This window comes from Flavobacterium sp. PL002 (assembly GCF_054165825.1).
Map to the genome: position 1 here is coordinate 56165 of NZ_CM135110.1, position 18825 is coordinate 74989.

Annotated in this window: 14 protein-coding genes; 8 read left to right on the forward strand and 6 right to left on the reverse strand. The window is 33.5% G+C overall.

Annotated features, from left to right (window positions below):
- The first annotated feature begins 4 nt into the window (after positions 1-4).
- The 6 genes from ACVEGE_RS00220 (at position 5) to ACVEGE_RS00245 (ending at position 9468) form a co-directional block, all read left to right on the forward strand.
- Positions 5-1156 carry an amidohydrolase gene (locus tag ACVEGE_RS00220; protein WP_192500662.1) on the forward strand — a complete coding sequence of 384 codons (1152 nt, stop codon included), beginning with the start codon at positions 5-7 and terminating at the stop codon, positions 1154-1156.
- Complete coding sequence (alr, locus tag ACVEGE_RS00225; protein ID WP_173854174.1) at positions 1146-2297, forward strand: alanine racemase; 1152 nt, start codon at positions 1146-1148, stop codon at positions 2295-2297. Before ACVEGE_RS00220 ends, alr begins: the two co-directional genes overlap by 11 nt.
- Positions 2297-3370: an alanine racemase gene (locus ACVEGE_RS00230; protein ID WP_192500661.1), complete on the forward strand. Its 1074-nt coding sequence runs from the start codon at positions 2297-2299 to the stop codon at positions 3368-3370. The genes alr and ACVEGE_RS00230 overlap by 1 nt, the downstream gene beginning before the upstream one ends.
- Before the next feature lie 168 nt (positions 3371-3538).
- Positions 3539-6535 carry an amidohydrolase family protein gene (locus ACVEGE_RS00235; RefSeq protein WP_192500660.1) on the forward strand — a complete coding sequence of 999 codons (2997 nt, stop codon included), beginning with the start codon at positions 3539-3541 and terminating at the stop codon, positions 6533-6535.
- Between the two features lie 12 nt (positions 6536-6547).
- Positions 6548-7882, forward strand: coding sequence for an amidohydrolase family protein (locus ACVEGE_RS00240; protein WP_370566966.1), 1335 nt, complete (start codon positions 6548-6550; stop codon positions 7880-7882).
- 278 nt (positions 7883-8160) lie between these two features.
- Positions 8161-9468: an ammonium transporter gene (locus tag ACVEGE_RS00245; RefSeq protein WP_173854178.1), complete on the forward strand. Its 1308-nt coding sequence runs from the start codon at positions 8161-8163 to the stop codon at positions 9466-9468.
- A gap of 66 nt (positions 9469-9534) precedes the next feature.
- On the opposite strand, the gene ACVEGE_RS00250 is transcribed toward ACVEGE_RS00245, so the two are convergent.
- The 3 genes from ACVEGE_RS00250 to ACVEGE_RS00260 are packed head-to-tail and all read right to left on the reverse strand — an operon-like array spanning position 9535 to position 14271.
- Positions 9535-11583 carry a protein-disulfide reductase DsbD family protein gene (locus ACVEGE_RS00250; protein WP_192500659.1) on the reverse strand — a complete coding sequence of 683 codons (2049 nt, stop codon included), beginning with the start codon at positions 11581-11583 and terminating at the stop codon, positions 9535-9537.
- A 36-nt stretch (positions 11584-11619) separates the two neighbouring features.
- On the reverse strand, positions 11620-12939 hold the full coding sequence (tilS, locus tag ACVEGE_RS00255; RefSeq protein WP_173856805.1) for a tRNA lysidine(34) synthetase TilS: 1320 nt from the start codon (positions 12937-12939) through the stop codon (positions 11620-11622).
- A gap of 45 nt (positions 12940-12984) precedes the next feature.
- A complete protein-coding gene (locus tag ACVEGE_RS00260) occupies positions 12985-14271 on the reverse strand; it encodes an anthranilate synthase component I family protein (protein ID WP_192500658.1) in 1287 nt (428 codons plus the stop codon).
- 185 nt (positions 14272-14456) lie between these two features.
- Between ACVEGE_RS00260 and ACVEGE_RS00265 the strand changes: the two genes are divergently transcribed.
- Together ACVEGE_RS00265 and ACVEGE_RS00270 are read left to right on the forward strand one after the other, a co-directional pair.
- Positions 14457-15356, forward strand: coding sequence for a DUF4349 domain-containing protein (locus tag ACVEGE_RS00265; protein ID WP_192500657.1), 900 nt, complete (start codon positions 14457-14459; stop codon positions 15354-15356).
- A gap of 258 nt (positions 15357-15614) precedes the next feature.
- Complete coding sequence (locus ACVEGE_RS00270) at positions 15615-15992, forward strand: DoxX family membrane protein (RefSeq protein ID WP_173854183.1); 378 nt, start codon at positions 15615-15617, stop codon at positions 15990-15992.
- Positions 15993-16047: 55 nt separating this feature from the next.
- On the opposite strand, the gene ACVEGE_RS00275 is transcribed toward ACVEGE_RS00270, so the two are convergent.
- The 3 genes from ACVEGE_RS00275 to ACVEGE_RS00285 all read right to left on the reverse strand — a co-directional run bounded on the left by ACVEGE_RS00275 (position 16048) and on the right by ACVEGE_RS00285 (position 18742).
- Positions 16048-16584 carry a lipocalin family protein gene (locus ACVEGE_RS00275; protein WP_173856807.1) on the reverse strand — a complete coding sequence of 179 codons (537 nt, stop codon included), beginning with the start codon at positions 16582-16584 and terminating at the stop codon, positions 16048-16050.
- Between the two features lie 145 nt (positions 16585-16729).
- Positions 16730-18133, reverse strand: a complete 1404-nt coding sequence (gene lpdA / locus ACVEGE_RS00280) for a dihydrolipoyl dehydrogenase (RefSeq protein WP_192500656.1) — start codon at positions 18131-18133, stop codon at positions 16730-16732.
- Between the two features lie 150 nt (positions 18134-18283).
- Positions 18284-18742 (reverse strand): Lrp/AsnC family transcriptional regulator, encoded by a 459-nt coding sequence (locus tag ACVEGE_RS00285; protein WP_173854186.1) that lies wholly within the window; start codon positions 18740-18742, stop codon positions 18284-18286.
- Between the last annotated feature and the right edge of the window lie 83 nt (positions 18743-18825).

The following is an 18825-nucleotide window of genomic DNA, read 5'->3' on the forward strand; positions in this document are numbered from 1 at the left end:
CAAAATGAAAAAGGAAAAGTCAAGTTTAACGCTACTTACTGAGTTGCGTAAAACCTTACATCAATATCCTGAAGTATCTGGTAAAGAAGTAGACACGGCACAACGCATTGTTTCTTTTCTTAATGAATATCCTCCTGACGAAATGATTACGGAAGTGGGGAACAACGGCATAATTGCTATTTATAACGGAAAGAAACCAGGTAAAAAAGTGCTTTTTAGATGTGAACTTGATGCTTTACCTATTGAGGAGATTAATACTTTTTCTTATCGTTCTGTTTTTGATGGCGTTTCTCATAAATGTGGCCACGATGGACATATGGCAATTCTTTGTGGATTAGCTGTAGAACTCCATCATCAAAGGCCTGAATCAGGAAATGTAATTTTACTTTTTCAACCTGCCGAAGAAGATGGAAGTGGTGCCGAAAAAGTTTTTAACGATCCTAAATTTGGCGTAAAACCTGATTTTGCTTTTGCATTACACAATTTACCAGGATATCCTAAACATCAAATCATTATTAAAAACGGCACTTTTACCTGTGCCGTTAATAGTATGATTATTCAATTAAAAGGAAAAACGGCTCACGCAGGAGAACCTGAAAAGGGAATCAATCCTACCCTAGCTATTGCAGCAATAATAACCGAATTTAACAACCAGATTCAAACGGATCTTTCTAAAGAAAATTACTGCCTCGTTACTCCTATTTATACTCGAATAGGAACAAAAGCCTATGGCGTATCAGCGGGTGATGGTGAAATTCATTTTACAGTAAGAAGCAACAGCAACTTACAAATGAGAAAAGTAGAACGTACTTTAGAAAATATTGTAAATAAAATTGCTAATCAAGACCAATTACTACCTTTAATAAATTGGGTAGAAAGCTTTCAAGCAAATGAAAATAATGAGACCGTTGCCAACCATATTAGGACTGCAGCAAATTCAAATGATTTTGATCTACTCGAAAAAGAGTTTCCATTTACATGGGGAGAAGATTTTGGTCTTTTTACACAGCAATTTCCGGGTGCGATGTTCGGTTTAGGTTCAGGTACTGATACTCCCGCTCTACACAATCCAGATTATGATTTTCCTGATGAAATAATTACAACAGGAGTTGCTGTTTTTCATACAATTAGTAAACAAATATTAAATGCACACTAACTCGATTATCGAACTCAACCGTTCGGCATATCAAAACAATATCAATTTCTTAAAAAAAACATTTGGAAAAAAAGTAGTCCTTTCCTCTGTGGTAAAAGGTAATGCTTACGGTCACGGTGTTAGAGAGTTTGTCTCTATGGCTTATGATTGTGGGGTAACTCATTTCTCTGTTTTTGATGTTGAAGAGGCAAAAGTCGTTAAAGAAACCCTATTTGACCAAGTTACCATTATGGTAATGGGACTCGTTCAAGAACAAGATATGGAATGGGTAGTTGCTAATAACGTAGAATTTTTTGTATTTGATAAAATAAGATTAAATCAAGCGATTCGTGCAGCCAAAAAGTTGAAAAAACAAGCAATCATTCATATTGAAGCTGAAACGGGAATGAACCGAACTGGTTTTGAAAAAAAAGAACTTACAAGTATTATTCCTTACCTTAAGAAAGAAAAGGAACACCTTTACTTCAAAGGACTCTGTACACATTATGCTGGTGCAGAAAGCATTGCAAATTATTACCGCGTAGACAAACAAATCAAAAAATTCGAAGAAATTTATCAATATCTTTGTAATAATGATTTACGTCCTGAAATAAAACATTCTGCTTGTTCAGCTGCATCGATTATGTTTCCTGAAACCCGCATGGATATGGTGCGTATAGGAATTATGCAATATGGTTTATGGTCTAGTCCAGAGGTATTTGTCAATTTTTTAAATACTAAAAAAAATAAAACAGACCCTTTAAAGCGAGTTATTACTTGGAAAAGTAGTGTGATGAGCGTTAAAAAAGTAAGTATTGGTGATTTTATAGGATATGGAACGAGTTTTCTTGCCGAAAGGAATATGAAAATAGCAGTTATTCCTATAGGATATTCCCATGGTTATAGTCGTTCTTTGAGTAATCAAGGGCGAGTGCTAATTAATGGGCAGCGTTGCATTGTAGTAGGATCAGTAAATATGAATATGATGACTGTTGATGTTACTGACATCGAAACAGTAAAAAAAGATGACGAAGTTGTTTTAATAGGGACACAAGAAGAGCTTACGGTTTCTGTATCTTCTTTTAGTGATTTTAGTAATCAATTAAATTATGAATTATTAACCCGAATAGCAAAAACGATTCCGCGTAAAATTATAATATAATGGCGTTTATAAAATTATATAGAAAAAAATTAGAAGAGAATTATCAGTTTCTCGATACGATCTTTAAAGCTAGAAACATACAGTGGGGCGTTGTGTCAAAACTACTTTGTGGAAACAAAATATACCTTAAAGAAATTATTGCCCTAGGTGTGCGAGAAATTCACGATTCAAGAGTAAGTAATCTACGAAAAATTAAAGCCTTAGACCCAACGATCCAAACGGTTTACATTAAGCCACCTGCAAAAAGAAGTATTGAAAACATTGTACGTTATGCTGATGTAAGTTTTAATACTGAAATTTATACCATCGAAATGCTTTCTAAAGAAGCACAAAAACAAAATAAAATTCATAAAATCATTATTATGATTGAAATGGGTGATTTGCGTGAGGGAGTTATGGGTGAAGAGCTAATAGAGTTTTATGGTAATATTTTAAAATTACCTAATATCGAGATTCTAGGAATTGGTACTAACTTGAATTGTTTGAGCGGTATCATGCCTACGCAAGATAAATTGATTCAATTAAGTTTATACAAACAATTAATTGAAGCTAAATTCAACATTAGTATTCCATGGGTTTCTGGAGGAACATCCGTTGCGATTCCGTTATTACTAAAAAATGCACGTCCTATGGCAGTGAATCATTTTAGGATAGGAGAAGCATTATTCTTTGGAAAAGACCTTTTCACTGGTGATACAATTGAAGGAATGCACAATGATGTTTTTAAATTATACTCAGAAATAATAGAAATTACCGAAAAACCAGATGCTCCCATTGGAGAATTAGGCGAGAGCGGTGTAGGAACTTCATACATAATGAATGCTGATGATGATCTAGGAGAAACCTCGCTAAGAGCAATATTAGACATTGGTTTATTAGACATGCAACCACAATATATAGAACCTGAAGACGATACAATTACTATTATTGACGCTAGTTCTGACATGTTAGTTATTGATATTTCTAACTCGAAACAAAAATATAAAGTAGGAGATTTAGTCTCTTTCAAAATAAAATATATGGGGGCACTTTACCTCTTGAACTCTGATTATATTCAGAAAACGATTGGATAACAGTAATACAGTTCTAAAAAAAGGGAAATGAAAATTAAATTCATTTCCCTTTTTTTTTTCGAAAAACACAAAGATTCGTTTTATATGACGAACAAGTGTTAATTGTTTAAATTCTTTGCTCTTTTCTCAGTTGAATGTTTATTTTTATTACAAATTAACTAAAACCACATGAAAAGAATCGTTTCCCTACTATTTCTATTGATTTTTATTCCAAAAATTAATGCACAGGAATATTTTCCAAACAATGAAAGTATTCAACACAAAAACAATAATTATACGGCTTTTACCAATGCTAAAATTATCGTTTCCCCTTCTCAAGTAATTGAAAAAGGAACTTTATTAATCCAAAACGGAAAAATTATTGCCGTAGGAACTGCTATTACTATTCCTAAAAATTCTGTTATCGTTAATCTTGAAGGACAATCCATTTACCCTAATTTTATAGATATGTATTCTAGCTTTGGAATCGAAAAACCAAAACGAACAGAGCGCAGTCAAGATCCTCTTTATGACACTAAAAAAGAAGGGTATTACTGGAATGAGCACATAAAACCGGAAGCAGATGCTTATCAAAACTTTAAATATGATACTACAAAAGCCGAAGAGTTATTAAAAGCGGGTTTTGGTGTTGTAGCCACGCACATCAATGATGGTGTAGCGCAAGGAACCGGAACGCTAATTGCTTTAAATAACAAAGAACAAAGCAACCGCTTACTTGCTGATAAAATAAGTAACAACTTTAGTTTTACTAGAAGCGTCACTTCAAATCAAGCGTATCCAAGTTCTTTGATGGGAATGATGGCTTTGCTTCGCCAAATGTATTATGACTTAGATTGGTACAAAAAAGGGAACGCTACTACAAAAGATTTATCACTTGATGCTTTAATCAAAAACGAAAAACTGATTCAAGTATTCGCTACCGAAGACAAATTAAATAGTTTAAGAGCAGCCAAGCTTGCGTCTGAATTTGGTTTAAACTACATCATGAAAGGTGGCGGAAATGAATATGAACGGATTGAAGAAATTAAGAAGACAAATGCTAAATTTATTATTCCAATAAATTTTCCAGAAGCTTTTGATGTTTCTAATCCTTATCAAGCAAGTCAATTAGATTTTGCTGATTTATTAGCGTGGAATCAAGCACCAACAAATTTAAAAGTTCTTTCGGACAACGGAATAACCTTTGCTCTAACAACTGATAATTTAAAAAAACTGGAAGATTTTAGAACTAATCTTTTAAAAGCAATTCAGTATGGTTTTGATAAAAAGAAAGCGCTTGAATCACTAACTACTATTCCTGCTGCATTACTGGGCAAAAGTGATGAAATTGGGAGTTTGAAAGTAGGGAGCTTAGCTAATTTTTTAATTACCTCTGGTGAATTATTTGATAAGGAAACCGTAATTTATGAAAATTGGGTTCAAGGTGCTAAATATGTGATTACTGATCGAACGGTGAAAGATATTCGTGGTGAGTACACATTGAGTTTAGATAATAAATCCTATAAGTGGAAGATTAACGGCGAAATCGCTGCTCCAAATTCAGAACTTTCAGTTACAGAAACCGAAAAATTAAACACAAAACTAAGCGTTACTAACAATTGGGTTTCACTAATCATAAGTGCCAAAGATACAACAGCGGTAAAATTTGATCGCTTAACAGCTTATTTAGATAACAGTCAAAACATTTCGGGTAAAGCCATTTCATTTGATGGCAAAGAATCTATTTGGACTGCTACTAAAACAGCTCCTTTTGTAAAGAAAATTGATTCTACAGCTGTCAATAAAAATATTGAACTTGTTCCGCTTACTTATCCCAACTTGGCTTTTGGAAATGTAGAAAAACCAAAACAAGAAATTTTATTATTCAAGAATGCTACGGTATGGACAAATGAAAAAGAAGGAATTCTTGAAGAAACCGATGTGTTAGTTAAAAACGGAAAAATTACTGCAATAGGTAAAAATTTATCTGATGCGGGTGCAACAGTTATTGATGCTAAAGGAAAGCATTTAACAAGCGGGATTATCGATGAACATTCTCATATAGCGATTTCTAGAGGGGTAAATGAAGGCGGTCATAACTCCAGTGCCGAAGTTACAATTGAAGATGTCGTTAACTCAGATGATATCAATATCTACAGAGAACTAGCAGGTGGAGTAACTACCTCGCAATTACTCCATGGATCTGCAAATCCTATTGGTGGTCGATCTGCAATTGTAAAATGGAAATGGGGAAGCGCTCCAGAGGAAATGATCTATAAAGACTCTCCTAAATTTATAAAATTTGCTTTAGGTGAAAATGTAAAACAAGCTAATTGGGGAATAGACAACCCTACCCGATTCCCACAAACTAGAATGGGTGTTGAGCAAGTATATATGGATTATTTTCAACGTGCAAAAGAATATGATGCTGCATGGAAGGCCTATAATTCTAGCGGAAAAAAGAATAAACAAAAAGCACCTCGAAAAGATATAGAATTACAAACATTAGCTGAAATCATTAATAAAGAACGCTTTATTAGCTGCCACTCTTACATTCAGTCAGAGATATTGATGTTGATGAGCGTAGCAGAAAAATTTGATTTTAAAATAAACACATTTACGCACATTCTTGAAGGATATAAAGTAGCTGACAAGATGAAAGAACACGGTGCAGGAGCTTCTACATTTGCTGACTGGTGGGCTTATAAATTTGAAGTAAATGATGCTATTCCGTACAACGGACCTATCATGCACAATGCAGGATTAATAGTCGCTTATAATTCAGATGATGCCGAAATGTCTCGAAGATTAAACCAAGAGGCTGCAAAAGCGGTGAAATATGGCGCTATCTCTGAAGAAGAGGCTTGGAAGTTTGTCACTTTAAACCCAGCAAAATTATTACATATTGACGATAAAGTGGGAAGTATTAAAATAGGTAAAGATGCTGATATCGTTCTTTGGAGCGAGAACCCTTTGTCTATTTACGCCAAAGCAGAAAAAACAATCATTGAAGGTGTTGTTTATTATGACACTACAAAAGATGCTGAAAAAAGAGTTTTGATTGCTAAAGAAAGAAACCTACTTATTGGGCAAATGCTAGAGGAAAAAAATAAAGGAATGAAAACTCAAGAGCCTAAGAAAAAAGATAAAAAAGAATACCATTGTGATACTTTAGAACAATACTAAAAACTTAAACTGATGAATCACAATTTTAAAAATATAACTCAAAAAAACATGAGCAAATACACTTATATTCTCACTTTGCTTTTTAGTGCATCGCTATTTGCACAGCACGCTCCTGCAAAAAAACAAACAAAATCTATCCTGATTTTGAACGGCACGGCACATTTAGGTAACGGAAAAATTATCGATAATAGCGCAATTGGATTTAAAGATGGGAAATTAACTTTAGTAGCCGATGCTTCTTTAATTAGATTAGCCACTGGAGCTTATGATGAAACAATTGACGCTACAGGAAAACACATCTATCCTGGCTTTATTGCTCCCAATTCTACGTTAGGTTTGGTCGAAATTGACGCTGTAAAATCATCTGATGATCAGAGTGAAATAGGCGAGATGAATCCTAATGTGCGTAGTTTAATTGCTTATAATGCCGAATCAAAAGTAATTGAAACCGTGCGACCTAACGGAATTTTAATGGCACAAATCACTCCTCGTGGCGGAACTATCTCTGGAACATCATCTATAGTGCAATTAGATTCATGGAGCTATCAAGATGGCGTAATCAAAGAAAATGATGGTATTCACTTAAACTTTCCATCTATTTACAATAGTAGTGGCTGGTGGGCTGAGCCTGGAAGTGCTTCCTTAAACAAAGATTACGCAAAAGAAATCAATGAAATTCGTACTTTTTTATCGAATGCAAAAGCATACCAACTAGCTACTGCAAAAGAGAGAAACCTCGTATTTGAGTCTACAAAAGGCTTATTTGATGGCACACAAACCTTATTCCTTCATGCAGATCATGAATTACAAATCATTGATGGAATTAAAATGGCTAAAGAAATTGGTATTTCTAAAGTTGTAATAGTTGGTGGTTTTGAAGCTTATAAATGCGCTGAATTATTAAAAAGTAATTCCATTGGTGTTTTATTAAGACGCGTACACGACATGCCTGAGTTTGATGATCAAGATGTAAACTTACCTTATAAAATGGCTAAAATGCTAACTGAGAAAGGTATTGTTGTAGGCCTTGAAAATAGTGGTGATATGGAACGCATGAATACGCGTAACCTCCCTTTTCTTGCAGGTACATGCGCTGCTTATGGATTAGACAAAGAGCAGGCACTGCAGTTAATTACATCAAATACTGCACAATTACTTGGAATTGATTCTTTCTGTGGAACTTTAGAACAAGGAAAAGATGCTACATTATTCATTTCAGAAGGGGACGCATTAGACATGCGAACTAACAAATTGTCAAAAGCTTATATTCAGGGTAGATTATTATCATTAGAAAATCATCAATCAAAATTGAATGACATTTATAAAGAAAAATACAACCAAAAGTAAATCATAAACAAGCAGTTAGGTTTATTATTAATTAAAATAGACAATTTATCTCCTGATAAGTTGTCTATTTTTTTGTTTTATATCTAAAAAAAGCAAAAAATGAGAATACTTTATTTTAGAATAAGCCATAAAAATAGGTTTTAACACATCCCTAACAAGCATACCCGCAAAAAAATAGGGGTCAAAATGAAAAATACATAAAAATAATGACATTGTAATTAATATCATCAGGGGTGTTGAATCATTTTATACTTTTGTTTAAAAAAACGAACCAACCTATGAGAAAAATTGTTTTAAGTGTTATTCTAATAACTCTTTTGGTACTAACTGTATGTACCAATTTTTTAATGACCAGCAATCCTATTCCTTCTGAACCTATAAAATTTGATACTGGGGATACAGCATGGATGATTGTAGCAACTGCTTTAGTTTTAATAATGACTCCTGGCCTAGGTTTCTTTTACGGAGGAATGGTAGGAAAGAAAAATGTTATTAGTACGATGTTACAAAGTTACATGGCAATGATAATCGTTACTGTTTTATGGGTAATTGTTGGGTTCAGTTTATCATTTGGAACTTCAATTGGAGGTATCATTGGTAATCCTTTAGATTATTTTATGTTTAAAAACGTAGGAATAAAAACCGCATGGGGCACCATTCCGTTCATGCTTTTTGCATTATTTCAAGCAAAATTTGCAATTATTACTCCTGCACTTATTACAGGTGCTTTTGCAGAGCGTATTCGTTTTTGGGCTTATATGTTATTTATGGTTTTATTTATCCTAGTAATCTACACTCCTCTTTGTCACATGACTTGGCATGAAGATGGGTTATTCTATAAAATGGGTGTATTAGATTTTGCCGGAGGAACCGTAGTTCACATGAGTGCTGGATGGGCTGCATTAGCAGGAGCTATGTTTTTAGGAAAAAGAAAAGGACAAAAACCAAATCCTGCACGTATTACTTACGTATTATTAGGTACTGGATTATTATGGTTTGGATGGTTTGGTTTCAACGCTGGATCTGCTCTTGCTGCAAATGGTTTAGCTGTACAAGCCTTAGGAACAACTACGGTTGCTGCTGCGGGAGCTGGAATGGCTTGGGTTTTCTTTGATAAAATTCTCGGTCACAAAGTCTCTGCTATGGGGGCATGTATTGGTGCCGTTGTAGGTCTTGTCGCTATTACTCCTGCTGCAGGATTTGTAAGCATACCAAACGCACTTTTTATAGGTATCTTTAGCAGTATTGTAAGTAATATTATGGTTGGTAAATTTCATAAAAGAGATAAAATTGATGATGCGCTTGACGTATTTGCCTGTCATGGTGTAGGTGGAATGACCGGAATGCTGTTAACAGGTGTATTTGCTTCAAAAGAAATAAACCCAGCAGTAACGGATCAAGGGCTTATCTTTGGAGAAACAACCTTATTCATCAATCAATTAACAGCTTTAGTTATTGTATCTGTATTTGCATTTACTGCTTCTTATTTCCTTTTCTTTATTGTGAACAAAATCACACCACTAAGAGTAAGTGAAGACAAAGAAGAATTAGGTTTAGATATCTCTCAACATGGAGAATACCTGTAAAAATTATAATTATACAGCCTTTGTAAAACCAAAAAATCCAATCATAATTATATGATTGGATTTTTTTTATTTTTTAAAATTTGCTATTCCTGATTTAAGCCAAGATTCATATTCTGTTACTCCTACGTAACTTATAGTAGGTTTTTCTTGGTTTAAACTATTCCCTTCTAAATCTGTTAAAACGTATAAAGGCTGTGTATTTGTTTTATACGTACTAATCATAAAATCAGTCCACTTATCTCCTATTGTTTCAATTTCTGATCCTGTTTTCTTAGAAACAAATTGCTGCTCTTTAGGCAACTCCCGCTTATCATCTACATACAATGAAATCACTACCACCTCATTTTTTAATAGCTTTAAAACATCAATATCAGACCATACATTGTTTTCCATCTTACGGCAATTTACGCATGCATACCCAGTAAAATCTAGCATGATTGGTTTACTTATTGTTTTGGCGTAAGCCAAACCTTTTTCATAATCATCAAAAACTACAATTCCGTGAGGACCAATTTTTGCTCCTTCTGGTAAAATAACCGCTGAGTTACTCCGAGAAGAATTACCTATTCCAAAAGGGCTTTCGCTGTATTCCATTGGTGGTGGAAAAGCACTTATAATTTTTAAAGGTGCTCCCCAAAGTCCCGGAATTAAATACACCGTAAATGTAAGCACAAGTAATCCCATCATTAATCTTCCTACTGAAATATGTGGTAATGGACTATCGTGTGGTAATGTTATTTTTCCAAATAAATACAATGCTAAAACTCCAAATATAGCAATCCAAATGGCTAGAAACACTTCTCTTTCTAACAAGTGCAATTGCAGTACTAAGTCGGCATTTGATAAAAATTTAAAAGCTAAAGCCAATTCTAAAAATCCTAAAAACACTTTAACGGTATTTAACCATCCACCTGATTTAGGTAAAGAATTCAACCAGCCTGGGAACATTGCAAAAAGCATAAATGGTAAGGCTAGAGCCAAAGAAAAACCAAACATTCCAACTACCGGAGCTATTCCGCCGTTAGAAGCTGCTTCAACTAATAACGTTCCTACAATAGGACCAGTACAAGAAAAAGATACTATAGCAAGCGCCAATGCCATAAATAAAATCCCGATTATCCCGCCTCTATCTGCTTGATTGTCTACTTTATTTGCCCATGAATTAGGCAACATAATTTCAAAAGCACCCAAAAATGAAGCCGCAAAAACTACTAATAAAACAAAGAAAATAACATTAAACCACACATTAGTTGATAATGCATTTAAAGCATCGGCACCAAAAACCCAGGTTACTAGGAATCCTAGCATCACATAAATTAAAATAATAGCAACACCATAAATGATGGCGTTACTAATTCCTTTTGCTTTTGTTTTACTTTGCTTGGTAAAGAAGCTTACCGTCATGGGAATCATTGGGAAAACACAAGGTGTCATTAATGCTGCTAAACCTCCTAAAAAAGCAAGAAAAAATATTGACAATAACCCTCTTTTTTCACTTTTATTAGCTGTTTTTTCAATTGCTGCTGGAGTATCTGCAATGACTACATTACTCGTTCCTAAACTAGGTTGTAGGGAATCTTTTTTTACTGTGTCTAAAACTGTCGTTTCAGTAACTGCTGTTTCAGTTATTATTGTTTCAGGATTTAAAGCCGAAGATAATGTGTTTACTGGCAAAACAAAAGTGAATTTCTTCTCCATATTAATACACACATCCTTACAAACTTGGTAGTTCAACTCTACTTCTACTTTTGTGAAATTTGGGTTGGTTACTTTAATTTCTTGTGTAATTTGGGCTTTCTTTTCAAAAAACGTTTCGTTAACTTCAAAAATATCGTTGAAAGCAGTTCTCGTTTTACTTTCTTTTGCTTTTCCAACTAAGGTAAAATTCCCCTTTGCATTCTTAAAAATCACTTCAAGAGGCAGCGGTCCACCATCTGGAGTAAATTGAGAATACAAATGCCATTCCTTTTCAATTGTACCATCAAAAGTTAGTAGAAAAGTATTGGCTGATTTTTTTTCAATTTTAGTAGTCCATTTAGCTGGGTCTAACATTTGAGCATTCACATTGGCGAAAGCCAACAACGCTAGGAGCAAAAAATATAGTTTTTTATTCATAAAGCAAGTACTTATTTTATTTGTTATTCAGGAACATTAGCTTTCTGTTTCTAATGCTATTTTTAATTTATTTTGTGTTGTAGTATCTATTTTAAAACGTTCGTCTTGGCGTAAGCCTATAATCCAAACAATTTTTTCTCCAGACCATAAAATCCAAAGTTGTTCTTTTTCTATCAGTGATAATTTTTCGTCTTTAAAAAACTTACTCAGTTTTTTCGACTTTCCGTTCATACCAAATGGCTGAAAAGAATCGCCTTCTTGCCAACGTTTTATTTCTAAAGGGAACGTCAATTTATCTGAATCAACAAATATAATTCTATTTGAATCAAAGGCAGTTGCATCTACTTTAGAAAAGGTCATTTTTAAGGGAATATTAACTTCTTGCAGATCCTCATGGATAAAATAACCTTCGGTTGCTGCATCTTCATTAATTTTACTCAAAATTAAAACACCTCTATTTTTTAATAATCTATAATCAGACGCAAAAACTTGTTTTCCTGACAAACTATCTACTAAATTATACACATCATCCCAAGCGGTGAATCCAAATTCATGAAGCCATTGGTATAAATATGACTTGTAGTTAGGTAGTTTTAATAATTCCTTTAAATTAATATGAAAATCATCCTCTTGCTGCGACACTACTTGTTGGTATACCATAATTGACGCATCTTCAACTAACTCAGAAGCTTCCTGTAAATACGTTTGTGTTTTTTGAAAAGCCTCCATAAATTGTGGATTGATTTCTTTTAATAACGGAACAACATGGTGGCGAATTTTATTACGTAAATATTTATCGGAGGCATTGCTGCTATCTTCTCTCCATTCGATTTTGTTGTCTTTAGCAAATTTCAAAATTTCATTACGCGAAAAAAGTAATAACGGGCGAATAATACTTCCGTTTTCTTCTGGAATTCCTGTTAATCCTTCTAAACCGGTTCCTCGACTTAAATTAATTAAAAAAGTTTCTAGATTATCATCTGCGTGGTGTGCTGTCAGGATATAATCAAAACCTTCCGTGTCTAAAAGTTCATAAAACCAATTGTATCGCAAATCTCTCGCGGCAACTTGTGTTGAAACTTTGTAATCTTTGGCGAAAGCCGCTGTATCAAATTGGGTAATAAAAACTGGAATTTGATTACCATCAGCATATTCTTGGACAAATTTTTGATCTTCAAAACTGTCTACACCGCGCAACTGAAAATTACAGTGTGCAATAGCAATATCTAAATCCAATTGTTGTAACATGTGCACCATAACCATACTGTCTAAGCCACCACTGGTTGCTAAAAGCAATTTTTTATTGGCTAAAAAAGGGAAATTATGAGCGATATGTTTTTTAAGTTTATCTAACATTTTTTATATTTAAAGATTAAAAATGAATCTAATAACTTGAATGTTTTATTGTAAGACTTCATGCATTGCTTTTGCTTTAAGCAGGCATTCCTCATACTCCTTTTCAGGAATCGAAAGCGCTGTAATAGCACTCCCTACTGAAAAAGAAACATATTTATTTTTTTTATTATATAAAATACTACGGATAACTACATTAAAATCAAAGTCTCCTTGAGGAGTAAAATAGCCTACAGCGCCACTGTATAACCCGCGTTTTGTAACCTCAAGCTCTTCAATTATTTTCATAACCGAAACCTTAGGTGCGCCAGTCATACTGCCCATTGGGAACGTTGTTTTTAAAGCATCTACAGCAGTATATTGAAAATCTAATTTAGAGGTAATGGTAGAAATCATTTGATGTACTTGCATAAAGGAATGCATCCCGCACAACTCCGTAACGGCTACTGATCCCTTTTGTGCAGTATGTGATAAATCGTTTCTTACCAAGTCAGTGATCATAATATTTTCGGCACGCTCTTTTGGATCTTCTGAAAGTTCTTTTTTAGATTTCTCATCTTCTTTAATATCAGTAAAACGTTTTGCAGTTCCTTTTATAGGTTGCGAAATCAATACTTCACCTTCTTTTTTAAGATACCTTTCTGGAGATGCTGAAAGTAAAAAATTATGGTGATTTTTAAAAAACACCGCAAATGGAGGTTTCGAAATTTCGTTAAGTTTAAAATAACTATCTAGCGGTTCAATAGTAGCATTTTCGGCATAAAATTCCATGCAAAAATTAGCTTCGTAGCAATCTCCATGATTTATATGTTTGAGCAATTTAGTAATTTTATCTAAATATTCCTCTTTAGAAACGCGGGCAGTAATATTGACTTTATCTACTGTTAGGGTTTCATAAATTGTGGTATTTTGAATGGTTAAAAAATCCTCATCAACCTCATCATCACACATATTTAGGTAAACCATTTCTACAGTTTGTCCCTTGATTAGGAATATTTTTTTAGGTTGAAAAAAAAACAACTCTGGAAAATCGAGTCCGTCAAAATTATTAGATTGTAATTGCTCTACGTCATTTTTTAAATCATAGGACAAGTAACCAAAAATCCAATCCTTAGTGGTTTGTTGGTATTGTTTTAAATCATCAAAGGCGTTGTATGAGTCGGTTTTTATAGCAGTAAAAGCATCAACTGCTAAGATACAGTCGTAACTAGAATAATCTTGCTGGTAATCATTACTGTCTAAAAAACTAACTTCTTGAAACTGTTGTGCCCATATTAAAAGTTGTTTTTTGAAGTTGGCTAAGTGCGCTATGTCTTGTATAAAGGATGTTCTCAAGGTACTATTTTAAAAAAAGTAAAATTACAATAAAAAAAATGGCTTCTCAAGAAGAGTGTACATAAAACTAGTTTATAGTTAAATAATTACCGAAAAAGATTTTTCCTACTAAAACTTAGTAGTATATTTGGTAAATAATTCTCTTAGAAACAAAACAATCATTCCTGTTAAATCCCCAAAAAACCATGACCAAAATCGCAAAATGTAGCTTTTTATTATTAGCAACAATTAGCTTAATGACTAGTTGTAAAAAAAATGATTCCAGAGAAGAATATGCTGAAGAACAAGCAAGTTCATCAGTGTCTGCTGATAGTATCTCATCATCAGCAGCGGTAGAAAAACCAGGAAGCGATAGGAAATTCATTCGTACTGCCGATATTAAATTTAAAGTAAAAAATGTTCCTCAGTCAACTTATGTAATTGAAAACATCACTAATAAATTTGATGGATTTGTTATTTACACTAATTTACAAAGTAATATTATTAATGAAACTGCCTCTAAAGTTAGTCAAGACAGTACACTAGAAACCATTCGTTATAATGTAATCAACAACATAACTATTAGAGTTCCCAATACGCGCCTTGATACTGTTATAAAAAGTATTGCCAAGCAAATTGATTTTTTAGATTATCGTCTTATAAAGGCTGATGATGTTTCACTAAAAATGCTTTCGAATAAACTAGCACAAAACCGTGGAAGCAGCACCGAAAAAAGAGTTGAAAACGCAATTGCTACAAAAGGAGCAAAAATCAATGACGTCATGAACGCTGAGGAGACCTTAGCTGACAAAAAAGAACAGAATGACAATGCTAAATTGAATAACTTATCAATGCAGGATCAAGTTAATTTTAGCACACTTACTCTTGAAATATACCAGCGTGAAACGGTGAAGCAAACTATGGTAGCAAATAGTAAAGATTATAATGATTACAAACCTAACATTGGGATTCGACTATTCGATTCGGTTAAAACAGGATGGAATGTTTTATTAGATATATTTGTGTTTTTAATTCAAATATGGTGGTTGATTCTATTGGCTTTAGGCGGTTTTTTACTTTATAAGAAGTATTTAAAAAAGGAATAGTACAACTCCAAAATAATTACACGGAAATAGATTCCGTGTAATTATTATAATGTACAAAATTGATAATTGACTGATACTCTTAAAAATCGGTTCTTTTTTTGTAAATTTACAATAAGCTACTATATAACAACACGTTATAAATAGATCGTTCCAAGTAGTTTTATTGATTGACACTTTTATAATAGGGTTAATAGTTTGGGTGCCAATTAAAATAGTATAGCACTCGTTTTAGTTAAGTAACCTAAAAACCTATATATTATGAAAATTGCCATTATTATTATCCGAACGTTGTTAGGACTCTTATTCTTATTCACCTCTGTTAGTTACTTTTTCCATTTAAGCCCAGAGCCCGCATCTACAGGAGAGTTTAAAGCATTTCAGGTTGGACTTATCGCCTCTACTTATTTGATGCCTTTGGCGAAAGCCGTAGAATTATTATGTGGATTATCTTTTGTCACAGGAAAATTTACAACTCTAGCTAATCTTGTTATTTTTCCGGTTACTCTAAATATTTTATTGATTAATTATTTTCTGACACCTGAGAATTTGCCACTAGCAATTTTTGTATTTGTGGGAAATATTTTTTTGATATTTACTCATTGGGAGAATTACAAAGGTCTTTTTAAAATGGAATAATTAATACTTAAAAAAACCGACTCTAATTAAGAGTCGGTTTTTTATTTATCCCATATTAAGTATGTTGCACCCACACTAGATCATCTGTTTGATATCCTATTTCTTTTGCTATTTGCAAATACTCCGCGGTAATTTCTAGTGGAATTGATTTTTCACGGGATAAAATCCATAGGTACTTTAAACTATCACCCGATACAAGTGCGTATTTGTAATCCTTATCAATTGCAAGCACGTTATACCCCGCATAGAAAGGACTAAAGAATGAAACCTTAAGCATCGCTACATTTTCATCGCCTACAAATTTAGCTTTACCAGTGCTTTCTTGCCATTTTTCTTTTTTTAAATTATAGCCTCTATTCACCACTTTTATCATTCCGTTATCCTTCAACGAATATTCGGCTGTGGTGTTATTTAATCCTTTTTCGAATTTAAAATCCAGTCTGGCAATTTCATACCACTTACCCAAGTATTTCTCTTTATCAAAATTTTGAACCGCTACAGCTTTTTCAGGAATGGTTTTGCTTGCGCAAGAATTAAGAAGAAGTCCAACTCCAACTAAAGCCAAAGTACCTGCTACATATCTCTTTTTCATAGTGTTTGTTTTTTAGTAAAGATAGTAACTGATCCTAATTAAGTATTTATAGAATTTAATTTGAAGTTTATATAATTTAATCCTAAAGCATAAAAAAACCGCCAAATTGTATTTGGCGGTTTCTAATATATAATGATCGTTAAACCTATACGTGTATTGGTCTGTTATCTGTTGCTGCTAATGCCGCTTCTTTTACTGCTTCTGCAAAAGTAGGGTGAGCGTGTGACATTCTAGAAATATCTTCAGCAGATGCTTTGTATTCCATTGCCACTACAGCCTCAGCAATTAAATCAGCACAACGAGCTCCAATCATGTGAACTCCTAGCACCTCATCTGTTTTTGCATCAGCAAGAATTTTTACGAATCCGTCTAAATCAGCACTTGCTCTCGCACGTCCTAATGCTTTGAAAGGGAAACTTCCAGATTTATAAGCAATACCAGCTGCTTTTAACTGCTCTTCCGTTTGTCCAACTGCAGCCACTTCTGGCCAAGTATATACAACACCAGGAATCAAGTTATAATCGATATGTGGTTTTTGCCCAGCTAATAATTCAGCAACCATAGTTCCTTCTTCTTCTGATTTGTGTGCTAACATGGCTCCACGAACCACATCTCCAATAGCATAAATATTAGGAATATTAGTTTGCAAATGATCGTTAACTTCTACTTGCCCTCTATCAGTTAATTTTACACCAGCTTTGTCTGCATTTAATCCAGCAGTATAAGGACTACGTCCAACAGCTACTAAAGCGTAATCTCCTTCAAGAGTGATTGTTTCTCCTTTAGCATTTTCGGCTTGAACAGTAACAACGTCACCCGCTCTTTCAACCGATTTCACTTTGTGAGAAACGTAGAATTTCATTCCCTGCTTCTTTAATACTTTTGTCAACTCTTTAGACAATGAACTATCCATTCCTGGAATGATTCTGTCCATATATTCTACTACAGAAACTTGCGCTCCTAAACGTAAATATACTTGTCCTAACTCAATACCAATAACTCCACCACCAATGATGATAAGGTGCTTAGGTACTTCAGGTAATTTTAATGCTTCAGTAGAAGTAATCACTCTTTCTTTATCAATGGTAATAAAAGGTAAAGAAGATGGCTTAGAACCTGTAGCAATAATAATATTTTTAGCTTCAATAGTTTCTGACGTTCCGTCAGCTTTTGCAATAGCAACATGAGTGGCATCTACAAAAGAACCCAACCCTTCAAAAACGGTGATTTTGTTTTTATCCATTAGGTATTTTACACCACCAGATGTTTGGTCAACAACTGCTTGCTTGCGCTCAATCATTTTAGCCAAGTTAACCTTTACTTCACCAGTAAGTTCGATTCCGTGGTCTTCAAAATGCTTAATTTCGGCATAATGATGCGAAGACGATAACAACGCTTTTGAAGGAATACATCCTACATTAAGACATGTTCCACCTAGAGCAGAATATTTTTCTACAATTGCTGTTTTGAAGCCTAGTTGTGCACAACGAATAGCTGACACATATCCGCCTGGACCAGAACCTATAATGACTACGTCAAATGAACTCATAGTATATTTTTTTATGTAAATTAATTTTCGAGATACAAAATTAAGGAATTAAGTTTTGTTTAAAGTTTAAAGTTCAAGCTTTTTTGTTACGAATTTACTCAAATAGTAATTATTTTTCATTTGGATTCCTATTTAGCAGTCTTATAATTCTCAAATCGTAACTATTGTTGTGTTTTTCACCTCATTAATCATAAAGGTACTTTGGGTACTCCCAATATGATGTAAGGTGGTTAGTTTAGTGACTAAAAACTCGCGATACGCTTTCATGTCTTTAACAACTATTTTTAAAATATAATCATAATCACCACTTACATGATAGCACTCTAAAACTTCAGGAAGCTGGGTGACCTGACTCTCAAATATGGTTAAAAAATCTTTTGTGTGCTGGATGAGTTTTAAATGACAAAAAACGATAAAACCTTTGTCAACTTTTTCCTTATCTAGTAATACTACATATTTATCGATAATGCCTTCCCGTTCTAATTTCTTGATACGTTCGTAAACAGCAGTAACTGAAAGATTCAGTTTTATCGAAAGTTCCTTTGTGGTTCTTTTACTATCCGTTTGTAGCAAAAGCAGTAATTTCTTATCGGTTGGATCTAAAGTCATTGCGTTCGTTTTTTAATAAAAGAAATATAATCTATTATAATCTCACTGGGTATTCTTAAATAGAAAATATAATTACAAAAATA

What these genes read in the sequence shown, in the direction of transcription:
- ACVEGE_RS00235 (WP_192500660.1), top strand. Translation starts at nt 3,539, where the DNA reads ATGAAAAGAATCGTTTCCCTACTATTTCTATTGATTTTTATTCCAAAA.
- ACVEGE_RS00245 (WP_173854178.1), top strand. Translation starts at nt 8,161, where the DNA reads ATGAGAAAAATTGTTTTAAGTGTTATTCTAATAACTCTTTTGGTACTA.
- ACVEGE_RS00265 (WP_192500657.1), top strand. Translation starts at nt 14,457, where the DNA reads ATGACCAAAATCGCAAAATGTAGCTTTTTATTATTAGCAACAATTAGC.
- ACVEGE_RS00285 (WP_173854186.1), bottom strand. Translation starts at nt 18,742, where the DNA reads ATGACTTTAGATCCAACCGATAAGAAATTACTGCTTTTGCTACAAACG.
- lpdA (WP_192500656.1), bottom strand. Translation starts at nt 18,133, where the DNA reads ATGAGTTCATTTGACGTAGTCATTATAGGTTCTGGTCCAGGCGGATAT.
- ACVEGE_RS00240 (WP_370566966.1), top strand. Translation starts at nt 6,548, where the DNA reads ATGAATCACAATTTTAAAAATATAACTCAAAAAAACATGAGCAAATAC.
- ACVEGE_RS00230 (WP_192500661.1), top strand. Translation starts at nt 2,297, where the DNA reads ATGGCGTTTATAAAATTATATAGAAAAAAATTAGAAGAGAATTATCAG.
- ACVEGE_RS00270 (WP_173854183.1), top strand. Translation starts at nt 15,615, where the DNA reads ATGAAAATTGCCATTATTATTATCCGAACGTTGTTAGGACTCTTATTC.
- alr (WP_173854174.1), top strand. Translation starts at nt 1,146, where the DNA reads ATGCACACTAACTCGATTATCGAACTCAACCGTTCGGCATATCAAAAC.
- tilS (WP_173856805.1), bottom strand. Translation starts at nt 12,939, where the DNA reads ATGTTAGATAAACTTAAAAAACATATCGCTCATAATTTCCCTTTTTTA.
- ACVEGE_RS00220 (WP_192500662.1), top strand. Translation starts at nt 5, where the DNA reads ATGAAAAAGGAAAAGTCAAGTTTAACGCTACTTACTGAGTTGCGTAAA.
- ACVEGE_RS00275 (WP_173856807.1), bottom strand. Translation starts at nt 16,584, where the DNA reads ATGAAAAAGAGATATGTAGCAGGTACTTTGGCTTTAGTTGGAGTTGGA.
- ACVEGE_RS00250 (WP_192500659.1), bottom strand. Translation starts at nt 11,583, where the DNA reads ATGAATAAAAAACTATATTTTTTGCTCCTAGCGTTGTTGGCTTTCGCC.